Source organism: Streptomyces sp. NPDC051018 (genome assembly GCF_044456085.1).
Classification (GTDB): domain Bacteria; phylum Actinomycetota; class Actinomycetes; order Streptomycetales; family Streptomycetaceae; genus Streptomyces.
Map to the genome: position 1 here is coordinate 1 of NZ_JBITFN010000003.1, position 25,109 is coordinate 25,109.

Genomic DNA, 25,109 nt, shown 5'->3' on the forward strand with positions numbered 1-25,109 from the left:
CCCGCGGAGCGGGATATGCCCCGATAAATCGGGGCATAGAAAATGACTCCGCTGACGCTCCGTCAAATTCTCTCGCAAGCGAGAGAATAGCATTCCGCTAGCGGAATGCTGAAGGGTTGTCAATTCGCGCAAGCGCGAATTGACGGAGTCTCGCAAGCGAGACTCCTCATGGCTGGCAGCAAGAGGGGGTGCATCGCGTGCGGGTCTGTGTAGGGCTTGAGAATCCCAGCCACCACCCCGGTAGCGAGAGTGGCGGACTGTCGGCCTGACGGGGTGCCGACCTCACTGCAGTGACGGGCTCCGCTGCGCTCCACCCGAACCCCTTCTCCATTTTTCCTCGAACCCGGCCGTTCACGTCCACTAGTACCCTCTCCAGTTGCTCCAGCGTACCCTTGAATCGTGCGCACGGGGCGAGATTCGGCCAAGTATCAGCCTGCAGGGGGAAGCTATCGCATGGGTGATGCATCACGGGTTCTGGCTGTGTAGAGTCTGGGGCTAGACACCACCACCCGGCCCGCCACTCATCGCGCCGGACTCTCATTTCTATTACGCGCCGCATTCCGCGAAGAGGAGAACACGGGAATGGCCGTGAAACTGCGTGAACACCAGATTGAGGCCGTAGCAGCCATTGTGCGCGGCCTCGATATCCCCCCGGGCGGTATTCCCTGGAATGGTCTGCGCGGGCAGGTGCACGCCGCGTGTGGAACGGGAAAGACCATCATCGCAGCGGCCTCCGCGAAGCGGATTGTGCCCAAGGGCCGCATTCTCGTGGTGGTGCCGACCCTGGATCTCCTGGCGCAGACCGTGAAGGCGTGGAGTGGTGCCGGGCACAAGGGGCCGGCGGTCATGGTGTGCTCGCCGCTGGACGATCCGGAGCTGTGGCACCTGGGGGTGCGGTGCACCACCAACCCTGTGCAGTTGGCGCTGTGGCACGGGACGGGGCCGGTGACCATCTACGCCACCTACGCGTCGCTGGATGTGCTCACGGAGGCGTTCGAGGGCGCCTACGGGCAGAAGCTCGCCCCGGTGGACCTGGCGGTGGTCGATGAGGCGCACCGGACCAGTGGGTCGATGGGGAAGGCGTGGGCGGACATCCACGACCAGGAGAAGATCCCGGCGCACCGCCGGCTGTATCTGACGGCGACGCCGCGGATCTGGCAGGAGCGGCCGCCGCACTGGGAGGTCGCGGAGGGGGTGCGGGACGCGCTGCCGCGCGAGATGGCGGCCTCCATGGACGACGAGAAGGTCTTCGGGCCGGTCCTCTACAAGCTCTCGCTGGCGTCGGCGGTGTCGCGGAAGCTGCTGGCGCGGTATCAGATCATCGTCCTGGAGCTCCAGGACCCGGTCGTGACGCCCGAGCGGCTGATGGGCGAGGAGCGGCACACCGAGGAGGTCCGCGGCCAGCGCCTGGGCGCTCTGCAGGCCGCGCTGCTGCACACGATGGAGCAGCACAACCTCCAGACCTGCATCACCTTCCACCACCGGACCATAGAGGCCCAGGCGTACGCGGAGGGCCTGGAGCGCGTGGCCAAGCGGCTGCACGCCGACCAGCCCGAGAAGTACCCGGCTCAGATCTGGGCGGACTGGCTGTGCGGCGAGCACGTCCCCGAGCGCCGGCGGGAGGTGCTGGGCACGTTCGGGACCACCGCCCGGCGGGCGGTGCTCTCCAACTGCCGTGTCCTGGGTGAGGGCGTGGACATCCGGGCCGTGGACTCGGTGGCGCTCCTGGACCCGAAGGGCGCGCCGCACGACATCGTGCAGGCGATCGGCCGCGCGCTGCGTCAGAAGCCCGGACAGGGAAAGCTCGCCTCTTTGATCGTGCCGGTATTTCTTCAGCCCGATGAACAGCCGGAGGACATGTTCACCTCGGGTTCGTACCGGCCTTTGGTGAAGGTATTGGAAGGTCTGCGGGCTCACGATGAAGAGGCCGTGGAATTGCTGGCGATCCCGCAGGAGCCTCAGAAGGACGTCGCGCAGCCCTCCGAGTACATCGATGCCGCGCCCGGTGATAACGAGGAAGAAACCCGGCTGTTGCTCCGTTTTGCGGCTCCGCGTGACCCGGTGATGGTCGCGGACTGGGTCAGCTTCAACGTGATCGACACGGAGCGGCAGGACTGGGCGCGCGGCTGGGCGAAACTCAAGGAGTTCACGGAGCGTGAGCATCACGCCCGGGTGCCGTACGAGCACAAGGAGGGCGCGTTCCCGCTGGGGACCTGGGTCGCGGAGCAGCGACGGGCGTACGGGGCCGGGCAGATGACCGGACGCCGGGCGCAGCGCTTGGAGAAGCTGGGCATGGCCTGGTCGGCGGCCGACGCACGGTTCCAGGAGAACCTGGCGGCGGCCCGGGTCTACTTCGCGGAGCACTGGACGCTGTGCGCCCCTCGGTCGGCCGCCGCGCTGGACAAGCCGGTCGGGCAGTGGCTGTCCAACCTGCGCCGTCCCGGTGCGCTGGCCGAACACCCGGAGTGGGAAGCCGCGCTCCTGGCGATCGACGAGGACTGGAACCCGTCGTGGCCGGCGGAGTGGCAGCGGCACTACGCCGCGCTGCGCGAGCTGGTGCGCGACGAGGAAGGTCCGGCGGAGGTCCTGCCCGGCTTTACCGTGCACGGGATGGACGTGGGGAAGTGGCTGGCCCGGCAGCAGACGCCGAAGGTGTGGGCGGCCCTGGCCGACGGGCAGCGCGAGCGCCTGGAGGCCATCGGCGTTCTCCCGCACGCACCCGAGCCGGAGGAGCCTGCGAAGCCGTCCACGGCGCCCGTGAGCCCCTTCGAGAAGGGCGTGGCGGCCCTGGCGCAGTACAAGGCCCGCACGGGCTCTGTGGCGGTCCCCAGGGCCCACGTAGAGGCGCTGCCGGACGGGTCAGAGGTGAAGCTCGGGGTGTTCCTGTCCAACAGCAAGAGCCGCCGGGCCAAGCTGACCGCCGACAAGCTCGCCGCGCTCGCCGACCTCGGGCTGGAATGGGCAGCGTAGATGTCTAGGCGCGACTGGCTGTCAGATCGGGGTGCAACGATGTTGTGGGGAGGCGTGCATGAAGATCGAGTGGGCTCATCTGGGTCAGCCGGCTTACGACCGGCTTGTTGAGTTGATCTTGTATCGGGTCATCAGTGGTGTGGGTCGGGTCGAGGCCGTCAATGGCAGGGGCGGCGACGGCGGGATCGACGTGCGCATCGTCCGAGGCGCTGAACTGGAGATCGTCCAGCTGAAGTTCTATCCCGATGGCTTTCCGACGTCCGCGCGCGGCCGGCGCAGCAAGATCCGGGAATCGTTCTCGCGGGCGGCGCAGCAGCAGCCTCAGATCTGGACGCTGGTGCTGCCGTGCACTGTCAGTGAATCCGAGCGTGATTTCGTCATGGGTCTGGGGGGCGGTGCTCCGGCCCCCCTCATCAGAATCGTGGACCGTACGCAGCTCGACTCCTACCTCACCCTCTACCCGGACGTCGCAGAGTATTGGCAGCGCGACAGTCTCCTGGAGGCGGCGAAGATCTACGGCCAGGAGACGGCCTTCCTCACAGGTGGTGTCGCCGATCTGAGGAAGCGGGTACGGACGCTCGGGGAGAGAGCCGATGCCCTGGACCCTCACTGGGGAATCAACTTCACTCGGCAGGGTGACACGACGATCCACACTCTGCGGCCCAAGCATCCCCAGGCCCCCGAGGTGAGCCCGATCAATCTGCATCTGACCACCCGGACGGAAGGTGCCCAGCGTGAGCTTGCGGAACGACTGTTCGGCTTCGGTACCGCGGAAGCGCTCACGCTGTCCGCGAGCGAGGTGGAGGAGTTCCGTCTTGAGGGCCCGGAGTGGCTGCGGGAGACAAGCCATCATGTAGCGGTAGAGATCCGCCCTGTGGGGAGGGAGCCGGAGACGCTGCGTGACGTGGACCTGGTCTTCAGGAACGGGGAAGGTCAGGAATTGGCCTCGTTCGGGGCGGTGGTGAAGGCGATCGGCGAGGGAGGGTTGGGCCGTTCTGTCGAGGCGAGCGTCCAGGGGCGAGGGGCGATGAGGCTGCTCCTGCCCCACGACACGACGCGGCCGGCGAAACTGGATTACACCTTCCAGTTGGAAGGCCTCACGCCCTCCGAGTCCCTTCAACTGCTTGAGCTTCGCAGACTACTGTCCAGCCCCGGACACTTCTCCTTGGAGGTCGATGGCCAGCAGGGGGTCTCGGGTGAGTTTCCCGAAGGCTCAGTCGACGATCCCGCAGCGCTGACCGAGGTTGACGCACTGGTGGCCTATGTCGAAGACCTGGACGTACTGCAGCGCCACTGCCGGCGGTTCTTCCCGGTCGACTTTGATATTTCCTGGTCGGACCGGCTGTGGGTTCGGCGAGCCCGGCTCCTTATCGAAGGGAAATGTGTCACGGTCCCCCACCGGAACCTGACTGTGACGCTCAATGGCTCCGATAGCACGATCCTCCGCAGCGCACTCAGCGAAGGCGGCTGTCTGACGATCGAATCGAACCAGTGCCCCATCCCGGTAGGTCGGCGGACCCTGAACCTCGGCCCCTTCGCCGTCTACCACCCGCGCATGCGCGCCGAGAACGGAAGAGCAGCCGAGGCCGCCCTGGACAGCAGGCGAGCCTCAGGATTCCGCGTGGTCTACGCGCCCCAGGACGGCGAGCACCTGCGGGCCTTCCTGCCAGCGACTACGCCCCCCGACCAGCCGCTCGCCCCGACGCCCCTCGGACTGCCGAACGCCGTCGACCTTCCATGACCGCGCCGCGTACGGCTCGCCGGTCCCGGCCCGCCGGGGCACGCTGGTCGAGGCGGCGGAGACGCAGCTCGGCATGGAACTGTGTGCTCGCCTCCAGCAGTTCCAGGACCGCTACGACCAGGCCGTGCGCGACGGCGACGCGGCCAGGCTCGCCGGAGTCCGGGCAAGCACGGCCGCTGGGGGCGGATCTGCGTCCTGAACGACGGTCACGAGACCTCAATGAAGGAACCGCACCGGGGCCGCAACAGCGAGGGCCAGCCGATCGCGTGGGTGGGCAGCGCCCCCGACAACTGGTGAGAGCACCAAGTCGCGCCCATGGACCGGAGTTGGAGGCGGTGTGACGCTGGCGGTGAGACGGCTAGGAGCACGCCGTGCTACGACTCCCAGCCTGTGAGCTCGTGGCGGAGTCCGTCGTTGAGTCGATCCGTCAGAATGTTCCCTTCAGGCGTAAGGATGTGCGGCTGGTGAGCTCCCATGTCGGCCAGCAAGTCCGATACGAGAGCGCAGGCCACGACAACAGCTTCCCGCTTGTCGGTGACGATGGCGGTCAAGTCCCCCGTCGTCTCCGCAGGAGCAGCGGGGAGCGGTAGCGCCGGGCTGCGTTGAAAGGCGCTTTCGGTCACGACCAGTCGTACGAGCTTGTCACTGCCGTCGTAGCGGTGCAGTGCGGCTGACAGCATCAGGTCACCGGCCGCTCCAGTCTCTGCGGCCCAGGCCGCAGCTGCTTGCACCAGGGTCACGAGGTCGAGTTCGAGGGTGCGCTGAGACATCAGGTTGGGGCCGTCAGGATCGCGCTGATCGCTGTGGAGGTTGATGGTCTGTGCTGTGTAGGAGCTGCCGTCCTGGTGGAGCTGGCCGGTAGGGAGGCCTTCGAAGCGGACCTGCCGGCGGCCCACCAACACCGGGTGCTGGGGCCGCGCGCGGAGTGTCACTCCGTGGCACGCAAGGTCTTGGAAGCGGTTGAAGGCAGCGTTGCGATCGGCCTGAGTGGTCAGCGAATAGGTCCCACGGACGGACGGAACTGCGGCCAGGGTGACCCAGCCCGGGTAGTAGGTCACCGGAGCGTTGTCGCCGTCCACGGTTCTGTTCAGATAGTCCGACAAGTGGCCAGCCCGCGTCGGTAACGTGTCGCAGGCGGTCGATATCGTCGGAGGCTGCCTGAAAGCGGTCACGGTAGCGCTGGGCTATCTCGGATTCGGCGAGGGTGCGGGTTGTGGTGCCGTGCCGGACATGCACGCGGAAGTTGTAATCGTTGCCGGGGGCCGCGACCGCGTGCGGGACCTGGGTGCTCGGGGGGACGGTGAGCACCCAGTAGATTTTGCCTGTCTTGGTCGCGGACTTCACGACTCGGACGCCCACGTTAGGAACGACGGGCTGGATCCAGTTCGCGAGCACCGAGCGGATCCATTCCTCGCCGTGGCCCGGGATCGGCTCGCAGGGGTCCAGGTGGTGGGCATGGTCCTGATTGCCGTCGTCGACGCCTATGACGACCATGCCGCCGGCGGTGTTGGCCATGGCGGACACGTCCTTGGCGAGCTCCTTCTTGCCCGCGTCGGTGCCTTTGTAGAAGTCCTTCTTCCAGTCGAGGTCGGCGCTCTCGGGTATCTGGCTGTCGACCGCACGTTGGAGATCGTCCTCGGTGAGGTGATCAGGGTGTTGTCCCAGGGCGGCGGTGAGCCGTGCGGGCAGAGCCATCCGTAACTCCAGTGTGTTCACCACATGCTGCTGACGATCGCCAGCCAGATCACGCTAAACGGCCCCACCGGGCCGTCACCACGCATTTCCCAAAATAGGGGCAGGGCAGGGCGGTAGGGGCCTACGGCCGTGCCCCCTGTCCGAAGTGCTCTTGTGTGAGCGCGCCCGGGGCCCTGTCCGCCCCGGGGATGGTGGCGACGGGGTGGAGCCCTTGGTCCTCGATCACGACGGCGAGGTCGTCCACGTCGCGGGGTCCGTTGTGCGGCCCTCCAGCAGCTCCGGCATCCCGGCCTGTTGATGGACGAGGACGACGGCGGCCCGCTGCGCCGGGGTGACAGCCGTGTCCCGGCCTGGGTGGTCGACGGCGTGCGGCGCAGCCGCCTCCTGGCCGTGGTCCTGATTGTTCTCCGCGCCGACGCGCGGTAGGGCCCGGCGCGCTGGCCGCCTTGGGTCCCGTAACCCTCCACGACATCAACTCGTTGAGGCGGCTGGTGCCGCATGAAACTGCCGCGACGGTGCCTGGCTGAGAGCTCCCGGCCCATGACGGGGAGACGGGTAGGCCCGAGACGCGCCGCGTCATCGCAGCAGAAGAGTTGTGGCCAGCCACAGTCCGCGTGACGTCATGGGCCCGCGCACAAGGACCGGCTATGACATCTCACGCAGGCAAGAACGCTGCTCGTCGGCAACAACACCTCACGGGGACGAACCGTCGCGCAGCGCTGCAGGACATCAAGAACGCTATCCCGCCCGCTCCGAAGGCCAGGAGCGCAGGCAGAATTCCTGACAGCTCGGCATACGCGCCGGTTGTACCGGCTGAGCTGATCGCTCTCGTCCAAGACTTCGTTCGCTGGGAACGAGGTCATCTGGAGGATGCTGTCCGCGCTGCACAGCAGCACATCGCACAGCCGGGGGACTGGCACCGTCTGGTGCTCTACGCCCTGACGGATGCCCTGGCCTACAACTTCTTGCTGGTCGGCACACTTGCTGCATACCTCCAAGAGCAAGGACTGGACGGGGAACTTCTGCGACGAGTTCGAGGGCTCGCGCGCCTACCCCCGATTCGAGGCCATGACCGCGGCAGAGGCCCGGCCATGGATCACAGCACGCACCGGGCCGAAAGGCGGCCGCAACTACAAACGCTGCCAGCGCTGTGCCCCCACCGTCTGAAGCTCCTGGCTGCGGGCGATGTGCGGTGCCCCTGCACGGCGCAGGGGCGGGCCGGTGGGCCGGAAACGGCCCGGGGAGCGGGTGCCGCGCGGCATAGTGCAGAGGTGACCGCAACACCGGACCGCCTGGCCCTGCCCGCCCGCCGACGGCGCCACGCGCGGCTGATCGCCGCCCTGACCACCCTGATCGGCGCCTGTGCCGAAGCGGCGGGCGCGGTGTATCAGCCGGTCGCCGACGCCCCGCCCGGCCAGGAAGCCGTAACGGCGGACCTCATGCCGTGCATCCAGGTCAGCCTCGCCGCCACCCTGCTGGATCGTGCCCACGACGAGGACAACGCCCGGTGGCCGGCCGCCGTGGAGCGGGAGCGGGTGGAGGCCCGGCGGACGGACGCCGCGCGGTGCGCCGTGGCGCGGGCCCAGGAACTCGCGGAGAATGCCGGGCCGCCCGGCCTGCCGTTGCCGACGGTGGAGCAGGCCGCCGTGATGGACCTGGCGAGTGCCGGTGACGCGGTCGCTGCGCGGTGGCGGCGCGACCCGCAGCAGGCGGTCGTCCTGGTGCACGAGCTGGCGGCGAGCGGCGAGTTCTTGGTGGATGAGGTCCTCGACGCGGCGGTCGACGCCGCCGTGCTGACCGGGTTGGTGGTGCTGCAGGAGGCTCGCGCCAGTTCCGTGGTTCGGCGGTGAGGTGGACCTTGTTGGTCTGCCCCCCCTTCCGCCCCCGTCCTCGACGTCCGCGTGCTGGGCTACGCCGGTCACGGGTAGGGGTATACGTACCCCTTGACCCGGACGAAGTTGTAACCCGCAGCGCGCGCGTCGCGGATGCCTTCCGATGTGTCGCCGGGCCCCGCCCTCAGTAGGGTAGGGGGCTGGCGTTCGACAGGACCTTTTCCGCGTTCCGTACCCTGGTCCGCAACAGGGCGGCGATCGTGCCCGTTGGATTCTCCTCGCCGAGGATCCGGTGCTCTTGTCGAGCGATCAGCTCCCTCAGTACACCGGAGAAGTTCACCTTCGCCCGGCAGTCGCGGTCGTCGAGGGCCGTGGCGATCTCGCTGGGAGAGACCGCCTTCTGCCGCGCCGCGTCCGACTCCCAGCGGGGGTCCGCCTGTGCTTCGTCGGGATTCTTGTACCGGTGTCCGCGCTCCTTCATACAGGAGGCCCAGGACCGTACGAGGGAGCCGAACCTGCCGCTGGAACGCGCCAGGTCGGCGGCCTGCTGCTCCAGAGCCTGGAGGCCCCGTTCAGCGTGGAGGTGCGGGTCCTCCCCAGGCACCAGGATCCGTGGGTTGCCGCCGTTCAGGGTGCGCCGGGTCTGCCCGTCGCACCCGCCCGTGGGCACGGCCTTCCCCTTGAACGTCCTGACCGACCCCGAGAAGACTCCGTCGTGCTCGGGGCTGATGACGATCGGCCTGCTCTCTCTGCGGGAAGCCGCTGCCATCTCTCCGGCGAAGCCCTCGGGGCCCCGGTAGCCGTACTTCTCAACCTGGTGGGCGCCCAGCCAGCCGAGCACGGTTGCGTGCTTGGGATACGGCGATGGGCGTACCTCGGGCAGTTCCATGGCGAGTCCGGCGGACGCCATACAGGTCCGCAGCAGGCGCATGGTCGCCCGCTGTACCAGGATGTTGTCCTGCTTGGACGGTTCGAGGGTGTCGAACGGCAGGGTCAGTAGCCGTTGCGCCGACAGCTCCTGCCCGATCAGTGCCCGGGCAGGAGGACCGGTCGGCGAACCGGTCGACTCCGTGTCGCAGCCGGTCGCGGCCGTCAGGGCCAGGGTCAGGGCCAGGACGACGGTCCGCATCCGGTGGTGCCGGGAATCAGGCACGAGAAACCTCGACGGGCTCGGAGGGGCGGAGATCGAACCCCCGCGCGCGGTCCGCGTTCCGGGCAGGAGGTACGGACACCGCGCGCGGGTGATCGGGGCCGCAGAGCTGTTACCGCCAGACCACGGCGGGGCCGTACTGGACCGCGTTGTGCTTGTACTTCGCCTGGACCTTGTAGGCGTGGGCGTCGTCTACACCGGCGGTGTAGTACCGCTGGGCCCAGCCGCTGCTGCCATCGTGGCTGCCGCAGTTGTAGTACTGGTTGTTTGACTGGTTGATCCAGCCGAGGGCGACCAGGTCGGTCATGCCGCCGTTGACCAGTTTGGCCCAGGCATACCACTTGCCCTGGTAGGTGCCCTCCCGGACCATGATGTGCTGGCCTGGGCCGACCGCGCCCGTCGTGCCGGGGACGGTCCGCTGGTTGGAGGCGACCGCAGGGTCGGGCAACCAGCTGCCGCACCAAGTGGGCGAGTCCGCGGCGGCAGCCGGCGGTGCCGTCAGCGCGAGTGCCGCTGCGGTGGAGATTCCGGTCGAGAGTACGGCCGCGATCAGTCGCTTTCGCATGAGTCTTCTCTCCCTGGGCGTCGGAGTGAGGCGGAGCAGTGATGGATGTCGTGGCGCTGGTGTCGCGGCCGGTCGGTCGTAGGGGAGCGGGGCGCTACCGCCCGGCAGCCGGATGAGCCGCGCCGGTGACGGGTACGTACGCAGCAGATAGGAGTCCGAGGGGGCTACGGGTGCGCAGGAGCCGACCCCGGTAGCCCCTGGAAGGGCGGGGACCCCAGGCCGCCCGGGCCGTCGACGTGGTCGCAGGCGAATCCAACGATCCGCCACCAGATCGCGTCACGGGTGCGCGGCCCGTAGACGCCGTCCGCCGTCACCCCGGCACGGGACTGGGCATGCCTCAGCGCGGCCTTGGTGGCGGGGCCGAAGATCCCGTCGGCGGTGAGGCCGGCGTCATAGCACTCGTTCAGGTTCACCTGCAGTGCGCGGACCGCGCTTGAGGAGTTGCCGCTCCCCAGTACGCAGCTCACGCTTCCTCCGTAGGAGGGCAGTGTCGTGGTGGCACCGGTGACCGTGTCGTACCGGACGGTCGAGTTGCAGGTCGAGGTCGCGGCCTGCGCCGGGACCGCGCCGAGGACGGTCGTGAAAACGGCCGCGCTGACGGCTGCGGTCAGGATGCCGGCCGGTTTGCGGATTCGCATTATTTCTCCTGGTCGATGTGCGAGGTCTCTTATCCCGGAGCAGGGCCGGGTGGGACCGTCGTCGGCCCGACGGGCGGGGCGGGGCCGGACGGGAAGCGCCGGACGCAGACGGCCCTCAGTTGATCATCTGGAGCCAGTACCAGGTGTTGCGCCCGATCACACCGTCGACGGTGATGCCCACGTTTCCCTGGAAGGTACGGACGTAACTCCTGGTCGTGGGCCCGAAGATGCCGTCGATGAACCCAGGACCGGGAGCCCCTAGGTGGGAGGAGAGCAGTGACTGCGCATAGCGCACGCACGCACCCGTATTGCCCTGGCTCAGCGTGACATTGGGAATCGTCATCGTGCCGTGGCCGGGGGTCGGGCGGTAGACGATGGTGCCGACCTGGTTGACGCAGGCCGGGCGGTACGAGGCAGCGGTGTACTGGGGCGAGGCCCCGGCTGTCAAAGCGGTCGGGCCGCCCGCCGGTGACTGATGGTCGGCGGCCTGCGTGGGAGTGCTGGTGAGCAGTACGCCCCCCGTGGCGAGGACGCCCGCCGCAAGCACGGCCGTAACGGTCTTCTTGATCATGTCGTCCCTTCCTTATACCCGCCGTCCTGAAAGTCACCGTGCCACCTGTCGCAATGGACCGTCCATGGAAATCCGTGCACACGAGTTGCACGTGCGTGCACAACAACGCGAACGGCTCGAAGCACTCGGCGTCAAACTCCTGCCCCGCCCCGCAGGCACAGCGGCCGGGGAGCAGCGGGCGGCGGCCGTGAAGCACCCCGGGAAAGGCCCAGACGCCTTCCACAAAGGACTGGCCGCCCTCACTCAATACAAGGGAGAGGGAAGGACACCTGAAAGTCCCCAGAGGGCACACAGAGATTCTGGAAGCCGGATGGGGACCGGACCGGGACGGGCCCGGCGGGGTCGAAGTCCGGCTCGGGGTGTTTCTGAGTAACAGCAAGAGCAGGCGCGCCAAGCTCAGCCCGGAGCGGCTTGCCCAGCTCGCGGACCTGGACTCGACTGGGCAGCGGAGTGACGTTCGGGCGGGCGTACAGGAACGGGACGGCGCCCGCGGTCTCTCACCGTCACGGGCAGTGGCACCATCCACGGAAACAGCCGCCGGGCAGCACCGACACCGGATGGCCGGCAGTCTCCCACCACCCCACCGACACAACACCCCGCCCTCCAGGGGCCGGGGGTGTCGGCCGCTCGCAGACCCCGGACTCCACTGGGCGGGAGGACGCCGTGATCGCCTTGCCCGTCTGAGGGTCCAGGTCGGCTCGGTCGTACTCGGAGTGCCAGCAGGACGCGTCAGCCTTGCGACAGCGCCACCTGGGCGGAAGTGTCAGCGTCACTTCGCCGGCGGTGGTGCTGGGGGTGGGGGTGGGGGTTGTCTCCCCGCGGCCGATGGCACGATCGATCTTCTTGATCTCTGCCCGTGCGAACCCGATGCGGCGGTAGTCGTACCGCCGCATCGGGCGCATGTGCTGGTTCTCCTACTTCGAGGCCGTGGTCATGAGTCATCCTGGGCACGGGAGCTTTCTCTCACCCACACCGGCGGTGCGTTGTCCGCGTACTGCTCCCGTTCCCGAGGCACGAGCGGGGTACTCCTGGGAGGGATGAGTGCTCTGGCGGGCTGCTCGAGCGGGGCCTTGATCACTTTGTGCTTCGGCTTGAGTGACCTTGGCTCCTGCCTGATGGTGCTCGGCTGCCGTAAGTAGTCGGGGATTTCACCTGCGACAATCCGGGCGGCTCGATCGCGTGCCGCGGCCTTGAGCGCAGCCTTCCGCGCCCGCTTGGCCTCGCGAGATTCCTTCGGCATCCACCCAGCGTATAGCGGCCCCGTCGCGTGCGACATGCTGGTGACGGACATCCGCGGCACACAGAGCGGCGAACAACTCCGCCTCACCGCAAAGGGTTTCGGATTTTGCCGGGGTCGCGTGCCATGGCACCGTGAAGAGATGCATTCGACCGTCGGGGCGGACGGACGAAGTCGAGCGGCTCCTCATCAACCTCGCGTACGAACTGTCCAAGGACGGCGGGGACGAAAGGGTACGCGCGCCGGGCAGCATGGTCCCCGCGTCCGCGTCTTCTACGGCGGTCCCGGAGAGGACCGCAACCCGGCCAGGTTCACCGGGGGCCTGCGGACCGAGGGCTGCCTCGTCGACACCCGGCGGGCCGGACCGAGCGAACAGCGGTACCCCGAACTCACCCGCCTTGGAGGGACCCGCCCGCAGTACAGGCCTCATAGGCCGGCTCTGGCACGAAGCAGACCCCTTCCCCGCCGGCCCACAGGGCCAGCCCGCGCGTTCGCGCCTTGGGAGCCGTGGCCACCGCTCCCCCGGATGTTCGCCGTTGTCCGTCTTCGTCCGCCCCGAACCACGGCGAACACCCCACGTGCGACGTTCGGACCACATCAGATGTCCGAACACTCCCCGGGGGGAGAGCCACCATGAACCGTTCCGCCATTGTCCTGCTCGCCACCGGCCTGATCATCATCACCGCCACGCTCACCGGTGGCGCAGCGGGCAAGCCCGCCCGCCTCCGCGCCGGAGCCGCGTTCGGCGCCACCCTCACCCTCGCCGCCGTCACCACGCTGCCGAAATGAACACAGGAAGAGCCCGGGCGCGTGGCCGACAAGGCGGTTCTGGCGGGATCGGCCGGTGACGGCAGCGTGCCCCAAGCCCAGGAAGCGTCCGATCTCGCCCACAAAGCTGCGGCCGGCGGAGCTCCCGGCGGCCTCGGGCAGCCGGCGATGATGCGGGAAGGATCGGCCTTCCCGACCAGGCGGAGCACTACGCGCGAGCCGCGGCCGAACACGGGCTCCCCCGTGCACTGGCCGTCCTGGCGGTGAGCCGCGAGAAAGCCGGTGACAAGGAACACGCCACCAGGCTCCGGGAAACAGCCGACACCTGCGGTGACCCGAAAGCCCTCGCCGGTTTCGCCCGCCTCCAGTACGGAGCCGGCGACATCGAAGGAGCGGCCCGCACCGCCCTCTGAGCACTCGGCCGGGGAGACGCCCCCTACCGCCGCCACGGCTCTGACACCATGTGGGCACGACTCCGGCCACACGGCATCGAACCCGACAGCGCCCCCACACACCCTCCCACCAGAGCCTGAGAACGACGTACGGCAGCACCCCCAGTCCCAAGGCCAGGCCGACCGAGCAGCCCAGGGCTTGGGCACCCCGGATACGGCCCACGGCGCCGAGCGGCGTGAACGCGCCCGCACGGCGCCGAGCGGCGCTTCGAGGACAGCCGGTTCGCGGGCGTCCGCGATGCCGCCGGGTGATACGGCGGCGGCCGCCGCTTCCCGTCCCCGGGTGCGAGTTCCGAGGTGCCGGCCGCGGGGCGGCGGCGATCGGTTCGCACCGCCGTACGAGCCCGGGCCGGAAGCCGGGCGGGCAGCGGTGAGTTACGGCCAATTCGCGTCAGGACTCGTGCCGTATCGGCATGCAGGGAGGCACGCTTCCCCGTGCCCCGCCGTCACACGAACACCAGCAGCCCCGCAGGACACCCGCAGATCTCGGTCCGGGTGCCCGAAGCCCCGGTACCGCCCGCAGGGCTGTGCCCCGCACCGTACGCACGGCCCGTCCGGCACCCCCGCCGGCGGGCTCTCCCGACCGTGCCCCGCACGGCCGTCACAGAGGAGATCGGATGACCCGGTTACGCAGAACACCGGCCGCCGCGGTACTCGTCACGGGCACCGCCCTGCTGGCGGTGACCCTGCCGCCGGCCACCGCCGGAGCGGCACCCCCCACACCCGCCGCGGTCCCGCGCGCCGGAGCGCTGCCCGTCGCCCTCAGCCCGGACCAGCGGGCCGGACTGCTCGCCGAGGCGACCGCCGCCCGTGCCGCCACGGCAGCCCGGCTCGGCCTGGGGCGCAAGGAGCGGCTCGTACCGCGCGACGTCATGAAGGACGCCGACGGCACCCTGCACACCCGCTACGAACGCACCTACGGCGGGATGCCCGTCCTCGGCGGCGACCTCGTCGTCCACACCGCGCCCTCCGGCGCCGCCAAGGGCGTGAACAAGGCGACCCGGGCCCGGATCTCCGTCCCCGCCACCGGCCCGGTCCGCAGCGCCGCCTCCGCCAGGACGTCCTCGCTCGCGGCGGCCGAGAAGGCGCGTACCAAGGGCGCGGTGGTCCGCAAGGCCCCCCGCAAGGTCGTCTGGGCGGCGAGCGGACGGCCGGTCCTCGCCTGGGAGTCCGTCGTCGACGGCACCCAGCCCGACGGCACACCCAGCGAACTCCACGTCGTCACGGACGCGAGCACCGGCGCGGAACTGAACCGCCGCGAGGCGGTGTCGAACGCCCTCGGCAGCAGCGCCGGAACCGATGTCGGCACCGGCACCGGGCGGGGCGCCGCCGAGACAGCCCGGAAGACCGCCCCCGCCCGCCAGCGGGCCGAGGCGAAGGGGACCGGCCACAGCCGCTACAACGGCAAGGTCAAGCTGGGCACCTCGCGCTTCGGTTCCCTCTACAACATGACCGACAGTGCCCGGGGCGGGCACCGGACATACGACGCCATGAACGACATCTACGGCTGGAACAGTCCCAAGCTCGTCACCGACACGGACAACGTCTGGGGCGACGGCACCTCGGCGGACCGGCAGACCGACGCGGTCGACGCCGCCTACGGAGCCCAGGTGAACTGGGACTACTTCGCCGAGGTCCACCAGCGCTACGGCGTCCGGAACGACGGCGACGGCGGGTCCAGCCAGGTGCACTACTCGCAGCGCCACCGGGGCGCCTACTGGTGGGACTCCTGCTTCTGCGTCAAGTACGGGGACGGCGGCACCACCCCGTACACCTCCATCGACATGGCCGCCCACGAGATGGCGTCCGCGCTCGTCGCGAGCACCACGAAGTTCTCCTACTACGGCGAGTCCAGCGGGATCGGAGAAGCGACCAAGGACATCTTCGCCGCCGCCGTGGAGTTCCACGCGGACAACCCCCACGACCGCGGCGACTATCTGACCGGCGAGAACGTCGACCACAGCGGCCTCAACCACCGGCACCGCCAGATGGACCGGCCCTCGAAGCAGATCAGGGGCACGGACTACTGGCACCCCCGGATCGGCAGCAACCAGGCCGGGGTGTATGCGGCCGGTCCGGCCACGCACTGGTTCTACCTCGTCTCGGAGGGCGACGGCGCCAAGACCGTCAACGGCGTCGCCTACGACAGCCCCACCCACGACGGACTGCCCGTCACCCCCATCGGCCGCGAGGCCGCCGAACTCATCTGGTACCGCGCCCTCACCCTCTACATGACCTCCACCACCGACTACCTCGGGGCGCGCGCCGCCACCCTCGCGGCCACGGCCGACCTCTACGGGGCGTCCTCGCGGACGTATCACCGCGTCGCGGACGCCTGGGGCGCCGTCAACGTCGGCGTCCGGCCCGGCGGCTCTGCGAGGCCGGTCGGCCCCACGTTCGAGAACACCGCCGACTATCCTCTCCCCGCCTGGCCCACGCAGGGGGAATCACCGATCACCGTCACCGGCGTCCCCGGAAAGGCGCCCACCATCCTGCTCGTCGACGTCAACGTCGCCGAGAGCTCGCCGCTGATGGAACTGGTGGCGCCGGACGGCACCGCCTACCCCCTCGTCAACGGCCCTGGGGGCGAGAACGGGCCCAGCATCTCCACCACCGGCGTCGACGCGTCGTCGGAGACCGCCAACGGCACCTGGAAACTGAGGGTGAAGTCCCAGTCGTCGTACCCGGGCTTCATCGACAGCTGGAAGCTGCACTTCTGAACCCGCGGCATCCCGCCACCCCCTCATGACCTCACGGGGCCGGCGGCCGGACTCCCGGTCCGGCCGCCGGCCCCGTGCCGGTCCGCAGGGCATCTACGCGCTCCGGCCACCACGGGCTCCCGCCCGGTCAGCAGCGCCCGGCCCGCCCGGCGAACACGGCGGATCACCCGATGCAACGCCGACGCCGACGGCACCCCCGACCCGTCCTCGGAGGCAGCCAGCCGGCCACGCGGCGGGAGGCGATGTCGATGACGGTGGCCAGGTAGAGCCAGCCCTCGTCGGTGGCGATGCAGGTGATGTCGCCGCACCAGCGGGTTTCGACCGCTGCCGGGTCGGGCCGGAAGTCGCGAAGGACCAGGTCAGGGCGGGTGGCCGCGTCGACCTCGGCCTGCTTCACCCAGTCCCGCACCGCGGCCCCGGTCAGATCGAAGTCCCTGGCGACCTGACCGACGGGCCGGTCACCGCGTCGGCACAGCTCGACAATCTCGGCCTTGAACTCCGGCGTGAACGAACGGCGAGGGCGAGGCTTCTTCTTCCCCATGCTCTCCATGATGGACATCATCCCGGGGCAGAACCCCTGATCTCCGATGTCCGTCAAAGCGGATCAAGCCCAGTCTCGGGCTGGTCCGGCTACACGGACAGCGTGGTCACCTTCTACCAACGGTCCGTCAACATCACCGGAACCGTGAAGTCGAACACCACCGGCTGCGTACGCGCCGAGTTCAAGGTGTACTCGGGCGTTCATCTGACGGACACCCAGTACCGGACCGCATGCGGACGCGGAACCGGCTCGTCCAAGGGCTTCAACTTCACCTCACCCACCCTGAGGGGAGGCGCAAGCACCGTCGTGGTCACGCTCGACGCGGTGACCGCCAACGGCCGATACCTGGAGTACATCGACGACGCCACCGCCTACAACCCCTGACGACCGGGGAAGAGCGGCTCGACCACCGCCCGGCCACCCTTCCCTGAACGAGGCGTACGTTCATCGCCTCCACCACCCGCCGGGGCCACCCGGACCCACCGGCACAGAACCGCCGTACCTGTCGGTGAAAGCGGACGCCGCCCACGGGCAGCAATTGACGTAGCACCCAAGCACGGCAGTCCGTACGGCCGGCGAACGCTCCTCCTCGCGGACAAGACCGGAACATGCTGCCCGCCTTCCCAGGGGCGGGGCCTTCCCGGGAACTTCATCCGCATGGGCATGGCGTCTCCAGACCGATCACACTCCGATGGCACGAATGTACCGACCATCGACGTTCCCATCGCAACGATCAACCGTCCCCCTTGCACATCACCTACCGGGACCTCGTGGACACTCCCGCTCCCCCGCTTCCGTGAGACCCCGGCCCGGGGTCTCGTACGTCACCGCGCAGCACGGCGTTGCGGTGGCCGACAGGGACGGCAGCTCCGGGTGGGCCGTCGCCGAGCCGGCATCGCCGACGACCCCGCCCAGCTCGCCACGCTCCGCGCGAAGACAAGCGCCTGGTGGGCACAGCGCGAAGCCGACGACGCCGCACTCGACGCCATAGCCCGCGCCAGCGGCCTCCACACCCCCTGACCGCCACCCCAAAGCTCCCAAAAACGGGCTGAATCACCTGGCGGTCACGCGGTCACCGCAGGTCCACCGGGTGTTGTCGGCGTACAGCCGAACGGTGCACCGGTAGGCACACGGGTACATGCACGTCGCTTCGTGAACCCCAGGCTGGAGCCGGAGGCATGCGGGTGTCCCGGGTCAGCGCGTTTGATCAGAGTGCCGAAGAACGCTGAAGGCTCTTTCATGTGGACGGTCACGTGAGCGTGACCGCCCATCCGGCACCGGCTCAGCCGCGAGACACGGGTCAGAAAGCCTTCGCCTCCAGGTGATACGAAGTGTCGACCGAGAAGCCGCTCGTGGACTTGCCCCTGATCTCCAGCACGTACTGGCCGGGAGCCAGGGGCCCGATGCCGCCCCAGATACCCCAGGCGAAGCGACGCGTCAGCCCCGTCCGGAACGGCGCCGAAAACTCCTGCAGAACCAGCGGAAGACCGTTGAGGGATGCCGTGGCCTCAGCCACTGTCAGGGACTGAGGGACTTTCGAGTACGACCTGGTGTGCTGCATGTTGAGGACAGGGAAGAACAGCGGCCGGCCGGAGGGAACCGCGCAGCGCCGCACCACACGGCCGCCGTAGGTGCCGGCGAGGAACCAGAGGTCGCTCGGCTGATTCCACGCAGCGTGTTCCCCAGTCAGGTCCCGGACCGGGCTGAGATCATCCGGGGCGGACAGCGCCCACTTCCACCATCGGCCCGCGAGTTCCCCGCCCTCCTTGCCGCTCAGCTCCCATGTGCCGCCGATCGGTTCCGTACCGCTCATGATTCCCCTCCCTCACACGGCCCCTGACCGTGGGCTCGTTTCGAACAAGCGGACACTACCCCGGGGGCGCATCAATGCCTCGACGGACCCCCTGAGAGAAGGGGGCGCGGTTGCGCCGTGCCACGGAGCGGTCTCCCAGGTCACCTCGCTCCCGCCGCAGCCGACGGCGAGGGCGAACAGCCGGTCCTGCTCGTTCTCGTCGACCGACAGACCCCAGCTGAGCTCTCGCGGCTGCTCGAACGAGGCCATGCCGACGTGGTGGAGCTGCAGACCGGACGCGGAGAGTGGTTCTGCGCGCTGGCGTGGGCGCCGGTGCTGGGTGAGCAGGGTCGAGAGGCCGACGCGCTGGAGACGCTCGCCCCGTAGATGGCGACGGGCTGGTGGACGGCTGTTGTCGCCGTAGCCGAGTACGGCGGGCACTTTTCTGGCTCACGTCGTACTTCCACGCAGGGTATGTACAGGATGTTGCCGTAGGCGGATCCGGAGTCGCTGCTGGCGTTGGGGGGAGACGACGGTTCGGAGCGTCATGGTTCGCAGGCGGTGTTCGGGTCACCGGGCCTGTTCGTGCAGGCCGCCGAAGCGGAACGTGAGCGCAGTGGGGGCGGGCAGCGGTACTGACGTGGCCCTGACCCGCCACTCATCCACCGGTTGGAGAATCTGTCGTAGAACTCGACGTCGACTTCGCTGTTGCAGCCGGCCGGGGTCCCGCCGGACCCGCGCAGACAGGGGACCGGTGTCACAGAAAGACTGATTCCCCGTCGGCTCTCCCCCGTGATGCACGTTGGACCGTGCCATGTGCAACACACCTGGATCCAGCAGACGTTGAGGTGAGAGCGGGTTTGCTCGTGGACGCACCCGGCGTGCTGCAATTGCATGCAGGCCCCAGGCCGCACAAAAGTGACGGGACGTGAACGGCATTGATCCGTTTAACGGACAGTCGCCATGGCAGCGACCACTGGCCACGGGGTAGCGTCCGGCGAGTCAGCCCGGCCACCAGTTCCCAGCCGGACGCCGTGCTGACCCACCGTCCACCCGTGTATGACGATCAAGGAGCTCGCACATGGCCCCTGACCCCATGTCCAGCCGGCGAACCGACCGGAAAACACTGGCGCACGCTACCACCCGGAAACCTGACGGTGCGCGAAAGCGTGACTGTCGTGTCACGGTGCAGCTCGGTGCCTTCCTCGCGGTCCTCGTGGCAGGTGTGATCCTGTGGCTCGACCCCGCCGCAGTGGAAGCCGCCGCCGTCGCGGCCGGTGTCACCATCACAGCGGCCAGGCGCTCCCACCTGCGCTATCGCCACCAGCAGGCTCGGTAGAGCCGACGTCTCCCTGGGGTGCGGGCCGCCTTGTGCCAGCGCCCGCACCACCAGCGGAATCGCCCGCAGGGGCGTCACCGGCCGTCTTCCCGACGCCTCGTGAACCGCTTCCGGGCGAAGAGTTGCCATTCCCGGACGGGCCAGCCGTCGGGAAACCCTCAAACGTGGGACTACCGAGCCATGACACCCAAAGGGCCCTCCATGCCCTGCCCGAGGTCCGGCTGCACAAATCGGGTCGAACAGACCCCCGGTGTAGGCCGACGCCGCAAGTACTGCTCAGAAGCATGCGGCGCCAAATTCCGTAAATACCAGCGTGAACGCAACTCTCTCCCGATCGACATCCACGCCTCCGGCCTCGTCGACCTCTACACCGACCAAGCCGACGAACTCTCCCACTTCGTCCACGAGGGCAGAGCCCTCGAAGCCCTCGAAACCCTCGCCTACCTCCAGGCCGACTCCGACCGCCTGCGGGCCGTCCTGGTGGAACTGGGCCACGCCCAGAAACTCACCACCGCGGACATGGCCGCCCACCTCCACGTCAGCAAGGACACCATCACCCGCTGGAAAGGCGCCGGGACCCGGCACCGCATCCGTACCCAACGCCCCGACGACGACACGGTGCCGCCCGACGCCCCCCGACCCGGCACCAGACACCCCCGCCCCGCCCCCGCGCCACAGCGCCTCGCACGCGCCGACGGGCCGGCAGCCGTGCTGGCACGGGCCCTGGCCCAGCTCCACACCGACGCCGGCCAGAATCACAGCTCCCTCGCGGCGGCCATCGGCGTCCACCGCTCCTACATCCACTACATCGTCACCGGCAGCCGCATCCCGTCCTGGAGGGTCGCCCAGGCCTTCGCCACCGCGTGCGACGCGGACCCCGAGGACATACGGCCGCTGTGGGACGCCGCCCGCGGCTACCAGACCGCCCGCCCCGCGACGCTCGACGCCGTCCTGCGCGGCCTCAGCCTCGCCGCCGGACACCCCACACCCGACCATCTCCACACCCTCGCACCCGACCTGCCCCCCGAACTCATAGCCGCCGTCCTCGACGGCCACGCCTTCCCGGACTGGCCCATCGTCCGGCGCCTGGTCGCCGCCATGGGAGGAGACACCGACACCACACTCCTGCTCTGGGCAAACGCCCGCCGCAGCCGAGACCTCCCACCCACCTCGCCCCTCCCACCGGAACCCGAGCACCAGCCCCGGGGCCCCGCCTACTTCCGCGCCTCCGGATAAACGCACACGAAGACCGCCTCCGGATCCGGGGATCCTCGGGTTGAACTTCGGGGCGTGGAAGTGGTCCGGGGCGGACAGGCCGACCGTGAGCCGGGCCGCGGCCGCGAGGAACGCGGTGTTCAGGTCCGGGCCACTGCGTACGGCAGCAGGCACTCCTCATCAGAGATCAGCGAGACGTCGCGCACCGACTGGTATTGGCTGTGTTCACGAGAACGGGCAGCGAATGTTCACCACTTCCGGAGGCGTCTGAGCGAGCCGTGGGAATCGAACAGCTCGTGTGCAGGGGCGGATGCGGCTCAGGGAGCACGCGGTGTGGCCTTCGCGTAGGCGGCATCGCCGTGGGCGTGCCTCGATCGGCCGGAGATCGTTTGAAGGGGTGACCGACCAGGACCGAAGGCTTCGCCACCCTTGCTACAGGGTGCCGTCGCAGGGTCGTCAGATGAGCCCGGGCGTGAACGGGCCAACGTCTACGAGAGGCAGTTCCATGAGCCGGACATACGAGAACTACTTCCGGGCGGCTTACGGCATCGATCCCGAGGGGGAGAAGCTGAGCCCCAGGATCCACGAGATGGCCAAGGAAGCCGTCGTGATCGAGGAAAGAAGCGTCCGGAACCATGCAAAGATGATTCTGGCCGATTTGCCCAGTTTGCTCCAGCGCTGGTCTCTCGGTGAAGAAGGTTACGTCGCCCTCGCCAATCTGGACGAGGTCGTCATCCCGAGTGAACCGAACGCGCAGGTCATCGAGTTGATGATGCGTGGGTTGTTCCGGGCGCCGAGTGCGAAGAGGCTTGCGGCCCTCTACGCCGGCAAGGATGACAATCGTTGGATCGGGGACTACGACGACTACGACATCGAGCACTTCACTTGTAGCGAGTTGCCCGAAGAGTTGATCCTGCCGGTGCTGTTCGCCGCTGACGCCAAGCCCGTGGAAGCGCGTCTCACGCTGAGCCCGGATCCCGACGAGGTCCGTATCCGGCTTGCCGAGCCCAACGCCGACACCGTCTACGCCATCGCACGGGTCATCTACGAGATCGAAACCGAGCTTCCGAAGAGGAACCCCGATGCGTCCGAATTCTGGTCGGCACGCACCTTGTCCACCTGACGCTCAGCCGAGGGCGCTCAGTTCGGTGGCGTACCGTTCGCGACCCGCCGCGGTGCCACCGTGTCCCTCCCAGTCCCGTGCCGAGGAGCGCGGGCCCAACGGTCAGACAGCGGCTGTCATCGCGCGGCGAGGCCCTCGTCGTGGGCGGCACCCGCACCTGGGCTGATCTCTGTCAGCCGCACCAAGGCCCCACCGGCACATCTTCCGCGGGAGGACGAGCAGCTTCGTCGTCACGACCGCCCCACGCGGGCGGTCGTTGGCGGTATCCCGCCAACTGTGACCGCAACAAGGTCGCGGAGTCCCTCCGCGCGGCCGACCTGGAGCCGCCGCGCTCGACCATGCGTCACCGTGCGGCACGGCCAGGGCTACACCCTGCGTGTCAGTGCCGCCCCTGCGGTGCGCATCGCGGTCTTTTGGACCCCTGCCGGCCCCTCGACGCCACTCAGGGGACCTCGGCGACGCCGTCACAAGCAAGGCCCGTCGAAGGGTCCGCACACCCCGTCACCACCTGGGAGACCCGACCTGACCAAGATCCACTATCGGCGGCTCGCGGGCTCATCTCCACGGTCCTCTCCGGTGGGCCCAGAGGCGGAAGCGACAATCGAACAGCCGCCGACCGGGGGTGCCTCCGGAAGTGGTGAACATTTGCTGTCCCTTCTCGTGAACAAAGCCACTGGTATGCCTCTTCGTCGGGGAACCCGCCCCTCCAGCCGGAGTTGACGACCACGGACTGCTTCACGGTGGCCGCCGGCGGCGCGAGGTCCATCGGCCCCGTCCCCGGGCTGTAGCCGGACACCCAGTTCCGGGTCGTCTGCCTTCGTCGAAAGGCGCAGCGCGGTTGTCAACTCCAGCCCGGAGACGGCCGTAAAGCCGCGTGGGGTGATGACCCGGGTTGCGTAGGTGCCGAGAACGCGAGCGATGCCAGCCGGCTCCATCTCCGTCACGCCCGGCCATGACCGGGGATCCGGGGCGTCCCAGGACAGGATCGCGAGCTGCACGCACTGCCGCTCGCGGCCCTGGGGCTTGCGGTAGACCCTGGCCCACGGGCCGAAGTCGCGCTGCGTCAACTGCCACCTCGCCCTGCTGATCTGCCGGACGACCGGGTGGTCCTCCGGCAGCCCCAGCTTCACCGCGGCCGCGGCGGTGAGCACGATCAGCGGATCGGAGTCCTTGCCGCACCGGTGGAGATTGGCTGCGCCGATGCTGCCGGAGTAGCAACGGGTCGGTGAAAACCGGAGGGCCGCTGTCAGTGCCGGGTGATAGGAAGCGGGGATGACTCAGACACCTGCATTCGAAGACCTGCTGTCCCTGGTCCAAGACCGCTCCGCCGCCCTGCGCAGCAGCGTCGCGGGCTCCCCCGATCTGGATGTCCGCGTCCCCAGCTGCCCCGACTGGTCACTCCGCGACCTCGTCGAGCACCTTGTCGAGGTGCACCGGTTCTGGGCCGCGGCAGTCGTGGCCGGCCCCAGCGAGATGCCCCCGGCCGTGGCACCGGCCGATGACACGCTGTCAGCCGACCTCCTGGCCCGTTCGGCCGCAGCCACCGAGGAGCTGATCGCCGCCCTGCGAGCCGCTGGTCCCGCGGTGGGCTGCTGGACCTGGTGGGGCAACTCCGACGTGCCGACGACGAGCGGTGCCGTGGCGCGCCATCAGGTCCAGGAGGCCGCCGTTCACGCCTTCGACGCCCAGTTGGCCGCCGGGACTCCCCGGCCCGTCCCGGCGGTCGTTGCACTCGACGGCATCGCTGAGTTCATCGGCGTCAGCCACGGCACCGCCGGCCCCTGGCCGCACGAGCCTGCCCGGATCGGACTGCACGCCGCTGAGGGCGAGTCGTGGCTGGTCGACCTGACGGCATCGGGCTCACACGTCATCGACGGCCGACACGAGACGGCCGCCGACCTGCACGGATCGGCGAGCAATCTGTTGCTCACCCTGCACGGCCGCCTCCCCCTGGACAGCCTGCGGAGCGAGGGTGACCGCGCCACCCTGGAGAACCTCCTGAGCTGGCCCGACCTGGACTGACCTGCCAGCCCGGGCCCTACGCGATGATGTGCGATGTGGGGGCTGACGGGACGGCCGCCGGTACTTCCGCGAGAGTGGAGATCCACCGGGGTAGACGATAGACCCAGGGCCTTCAGCAGGCTTCTCTGTAGTTCCACTGATGCCCTGGAGCCTGTGACTGCCGATACCCGCCTCATGGACCGCGGGGCGGATCTTGGCGTGCGCGAAGTACCGACCTGAGTCCTACAGAATCAGCGTGGAGCCATGGAAGGACACAGAATGAGCGAGTCGAACGCCGAGTCGGCGGCCATAGCAGAACTGGTCAGCGAGGCACGCGAGGAGGCGGAAGGGCGAGCTGGTGACTGTGCGTACCGGGAATCGGGAGGCTGGGAATCAGTCGCACACAATGTCGACTTTTGGTATGAGTGGCATTGGGATGAGGTGAAGGAAGAGCTGGAGGGCCAGGCCGAGGAGCGCAACCTGCGATGGGCGGCCGTTGAAACCGTTGTACAGGCCGCCTTCAAGGAGACGTTCCGGAAGTCCTTCGGCTGAGGAGGAGGGCAGACGTACCGCAGGGCCCGGCCGTTGAACCGCAGGACGTCCCGGCTCCCTGAGATGAGGTAGAGCAGCCCAGCGTACGGATTGCTGAGGATGTTGTGGAGCCTGTCGCCCCGCCGGTTGCCGGGGCGGCACGGTGTGCTTGGCCCCGGGGCCACCGGCGGGAGTGCGGGCTCCGCTCGGGGGCCCTGTGGCCAGTGT

24 protein-coding genes and 4 pseudogenes are annotated in these 25,109 nt (G+C 68.9%); 17 read left to right on the forward strand and 11 right to left on the reverse strand.

Going from position 1 to position 25,109, the window contains the following annotated elements; all coding sequences use genetic code 11:
• Positions 1–582 precede the first annotated feature (582 nt).
• The 3 genes from ACIBCM_RS06350 to ACIBCM_RS06360 all read left to right on the forward strand — a co-directional run bounded on the left by ACIBCM_RS06350 (position 583) and on the right by ACIBCM_RS06360 (position 4,910).
• Complete coding sequence (locus ACIBCM_RS06350) at positions 583–2,970, forward strand: Helicase associated domain protein (protein ID WP_399240806.1); 2,388 nt, start codon at positions 583–585, stop codon at positions 2,968–2,970.
• A 58-nt stretch (positions 2,971–3,028) separates the two neighbouring features.
• Complete coding sequence (locus ACIBCM_RS06355) at positions 3,029–4,711, forward strand: hypothetical protein (protein ID WP_399240807.1); 1,683 nt, start codon at positions 3,029–3,031, stop codon at positions 4,709–4,711.
• A gap of 73 nt (positions 4,712–4,784) precedes the next feature.
• Positions 4,785–4,910 (forward strand): hypothetical protein, encoded by a 126-nt coding sequence (locus ACIBCM_RS06360; RefSeq protein WP_399240808.1) that lies wholly within the window; start codon positions 4,785–4,787, stop codon positions 4,908–4,910.
• Positions 4,911–5,085: 175 nt separating this feature from the next.
• Here the strand turns inward: ACIBCM_RS06360 and ACIBCM_RS06365 are convergent, their stop codons facing one another.
• The 3 genes and pseudogenes from ACIBCM_RS06365 to ACIBCM_RS06375 all read right to left on the reverse strand — a co-directional run bounded on the left by ACIBCM_RS06365 (position 5,086) and on the right by ACIBCM_RS06375 (position 6,650).
• The gene (locus ACIBCM_RS06365) at positions 5,086–5,814 is read right to left on the reverse strand and encodes a hypothetical protein (protein WP_399241288.1); all 729 of its coding nucleotides are present in this window, start codon (positions 5,812–5,814) and stop codon (positions 5,086–5,088) included.
• A gap of 160 nt (positions 5,815–5,974) precedes the next feature.
• Positions 5,975–6,406: pseudogene (locus ACIBCM_RS06370) on the reverse strand (helix-turn-helix domain-containing protein); the annotation flags it as partial.
• A 121-nt stretch (positions 6,407–6,527) separates the two neighbouring features.
• Positions 6,528–6,650, reverse strand: coding sequence for a hypothetical protein (locus ACIBCM_RS06375; RefSeq protein WP_399240809.1), 123 nt, complete (start codon positions 6,648–6,650; stop codon positions 6,528–6,530).
• A gap of 53 nt (positions 6,651–6,703) precedes the next feature.
• On the opposite strand from ACIBCM_RS06375, the gene ACIBCM_RS06380 reads away from it, so the two are divergent.
• From ACIBCM_RS06380 to ACIBCM_RS06390, 3 genes are all read left to right on the forward strand, one after another.
• Positions 6,704–6,832, forward strand: coding sequence for a hypothetical protein (locus tag ACIBCM_RS06380; RefSeq protein WP_399240810.1), 129 nt, complete (start codon positions 6,704–6,706; stop codon positions 6,830–6,832).
• Between the two features lie 555 nt (positions 6,833–7,387).
• Positions 7,388–7,573 (forward strand): hypothetical protein, encoded by a 186-nt coding sequence (locus ACIBCM_RS06385; RefSeq protein ID WP_399240811.1) that lies wholly within the window; start codon positions 7,388–7,390, stop codon positions 7,571–7,573.
• A 104-nt stretch (positions 7,574–7,677) separates the two neighbouring features.
• Positions 7,678–8,256 carry a hypothetical protein gene (locus tag ACIBCM_RS06390; RefSeq protein ID WP_399240812.1) on the forward strand — a complete coding sequence of 193 codons (579 nt, stop codon included), beginning with the start codon at positions 7,678–7,680 and terminating at the stop codon, positions 8,254–8,256.
• A 166-nt stretch (positions 8,257–8,422) separates the two neighbouring features.
• Here the strand turns inward: ACIBCM_RS06390 and ACIBCM_RS06395 are convergent, their stop codons facing one another.
• From ACIBCM_RS06395 to ACIBCM_RS06410, 4 genes are all read right to left on the reverse strand, one after another.
• Positions 8,423–9,391 (reverse strand): hypothetical protein, encoded by a 969-nt coding sequence (locus ACIBCM_RS06395; protein WP_399240813.1) that lies wholly within the window; start codon positions 9,389–9,391, stop codon positions 8,423–8,425.
• A gap of 109 nt (positions 9,392–9,500) precedes the next feature.
• Positions 9,501–9,953 (reverse strand): hypothetical protein, encoded by a 453-nt coding sequence (locus ACIBCM_RS06400; protein WP_399240814.1) that lies wholly within the window; start codon positions 9,951–9,953, stop codon positions 9,501–9,503.
• 164 nt (positions 9,954–10,117) lie between these two features.
• Positions 10,118–10,591, reverse strand: a complete 474-nt coding sequence (locus tag ACIBCM_RS06405) for a peptidoglycan-binding protein (RefSeq protein WP_399240815.1) — start codon at positions 10,589–10,591, stop codon at positions 10,118–10,120.
• Between the two features lie 115 nt (positions 10,592–10,706).
• On the reverse strand, positions 10,707–11,162 hold the full coding sequence (locus ACIBCM_RS06410) for a peptidoglycan-binding protein (RefSeq protein ID WP_399240816.1): 456 nt from the start codon (positions 11,160–11,162) through the stop codon (positions 10,707–10,709).
• Positions 11,163–13,032: 1,870 nt separating this feature from the next.
• On the opposite strand from ACIBCM_RS06410, the gene ACIBCM_RS06415 reads away from it, so the two are divergent.
• From ACIBCM_RS06415 to ACIBCM_RS06425, 3 genes are all read left to right on the forward strand, one after another.
• On the forward strand, positions 13,033–13,188 hold the full coding sequence (locus ACIBCM_RS06415; protein WP_399240817.1) for a hypothetical protein: 156 nt from the start codon (positions 13,033–13,035) through the stop codon (positions 13,186–13,188).
• Positions 13,189–13,430: 242 nt separating this feature from the next.
• Positions 13,431–13,580, forward strand: a complete 150-nt coding sequence (locus ACIBCM_RS06420) for a hypothetical protein (protein WP_399240818.1) — start codon at positions 13,431–13,433, stop codon at positions 13,578–13,580.
• 656 nt (positions 13,581–14,236) lie between these two features.
• Positions 14,237–16,339: a M4 family metallopeptidase gene (locus ACIBCM_RS06425; RefSeq protein WP_399240819.1), complete on the forward strand. Its 2,103-nt coding sequence runs from the start codon at positions 14,237–14,239 to the stop codon at positions 16,337–16,339.
• Between the two features lie 217 nt (positions 16,340–16,556).
• Here the strand turns inward: ACIBCM_RS06425 and ACIBCM_RS06430 are convergent.
• Positions 16,557–16,901: pseudogene (locus ACIBCM_RS06430) on the reverse strand (transposase); the annotation flags it as partial.
• Positions 16,902–16,982: 81 nt separating this feature from the next.
• On the opposite strand from ACIBCM_RS06430, the gene ACIBCM_RS06435 reads away from it, so the two are divergent.
• Both ACIBCM_RS06435 and ACIBCM_RS06440 read left to right on the forward strand, forming a co-directional pair.
• A complete protein-coding gene (locus ACIBCM_RS06435; RefSeq protein ID WP_399240820.1) occupies positions 16,983–17,264 on the forward strand; it encodes a hypothetical protein in 282 nt (93 codons plus the stop codon).
• 489 nt (positions 17,265–17,753) lie between these two features.
• Complete coding sequence (locus ACIBCM_RS06440) at positions 17,754–17,900, forward strand: hypothetical protein (RefSeq protein ID WP_399240822.1); 147 nt, start codon at positions 17,754–17,756, stop codon at positions 17,898–17,900.
• A 280-nt stretch (positions 17,901–18,180) separates the two neighbouring features.
• Here ACIBCM_RS06440 and ACIBCM_RS06445 read toward each other — a convergent pair whose 3' ends face one another.
• Positions 18,181–18,693, reverse strand: coding sequence for a hypothetical protein (locus ACIBCM_RS06445; protein ID WP_399240823.1), 513 nt, complete (start codon positions 18,691–18,693; stop codon positions 18,181–18,183).
• 117 nt (positions 18,694–18,810) lie between these two features.
• Between ACIBCM_RS06445 and ACIBCM_RS06450 the strand changes: the two genes are divergently transcribed.
• The 4 genes from ACIBCM_RS06450 to ACIBCM_RS06465 all read left to right on the forward strand — a co-directional run bounded on the left by ACIBCM_RS06450 (position 18,811) and on the right by ACIBCM_RS06465 (position 22,349).
• Positions 18,811–19,059, forward strand: a complete 249-nt coding sequence (locus ACIBCM_RS06450) for a hypothetical protein (RefSeq protein WP_399240824.1) — start codon at positions 18,811–18,813, stop codon at positions 19,057–19,059.
• 799 nt (positions 19,060–19,858) lie between these two features.
• Positions 19,859–20,011: a hypothetical protein gene (locus tag ACIBCM_RS06455; protein WP_399240825.1), complete on the forward strand. Its 153-nt coding sequence runs from the start codon at positions 19,859–19,861 to the stop codon at positions 20,009–20,011.
• 201 nt (positions 20,012–20,212) lie between these two features.
• A complete protein-coding gene (locus ACIBCM_RS06460) occupies positions 20,213–21,247 on the forward strand; it encodes a helix-turn-helix transcriptional regulator (protein ID WP_399240826.1) in 1,035 nt (344 codons plus the stop codon).
• Between the two features lie 484 nt (positions 21,248–21,731).
• The gene (locus ACIBCM_RS06465) at positions 21,732–22,349 is read left to right on the forward strand and encodes a hypothetical protein (protein ID WP_399240827.1); all 618 of its coding nucleotides are present in this window, start codon (positions 21,732–21,734) and stop codon (positions 22,347–22,349) included.
• Between the two features lie 667 nt (positions 22,350–23,016).
• On the opposite strand, the pseudogene ACIBCM_RS06470 reads toward ACIBCM_RS06465, so the two are convergent.
• Positions 23,017–23,605, reverse strand: a pseudogene (locus ACIBCM_RS06470) (transcriptional regulator); the annotation flags it as partial.
• Between the two features lie 16 nt (positions 23,606–23,621).
• Here ACIBCM_RS06470 and ACIBCM_RS06475 point away from each other — a divergent pair.
• Together ACIBCM_RS06475 and ACIBCM_RS06480 are read left to right on the forward strand one after the other, a co-directional pair.
• On the forward strand, positions 23,622–24,371 hold the full coding sequence (locus ACIBCM_RS06475; RefSeq protein ID WP_399240828.1) for a maleylpyruvate isomerase family mycothiol-dependent enzyme: 750 nt from the start codon (positions 23,622–23,624) through the stop codon (positions 24,369–24,371).
• Between the two features lie 258 nt (positions 24,372–24,629).
• Positions 24,630–24,902 (forward strand): hypothetical protein, encoded by a 273-nt coding sequence (locus ACIBCM_RS06480; protein WP_399241289.1) that lies wholly within the window; start codon positions 24,630–24,632, stop codon positions 24,900–24,902.
• A 23-nt stretch (positions 24,903–24,925) separates the two neighbouring features.
• On the opposite strand, the pseudogene ACIBCM_RS06485 reads toward ACIBCM_RS06480, so the two are convergent.
• Positions 24,926–25,066: pseudogene (locus ACIBCM_RS06485) on the reverse strand (pyridoxamine 5'-phosphate oxidase family protein); the annotation flags it as partial.
• Positions 25,067–25,109 lie beyond the last annotated feature (43 nt).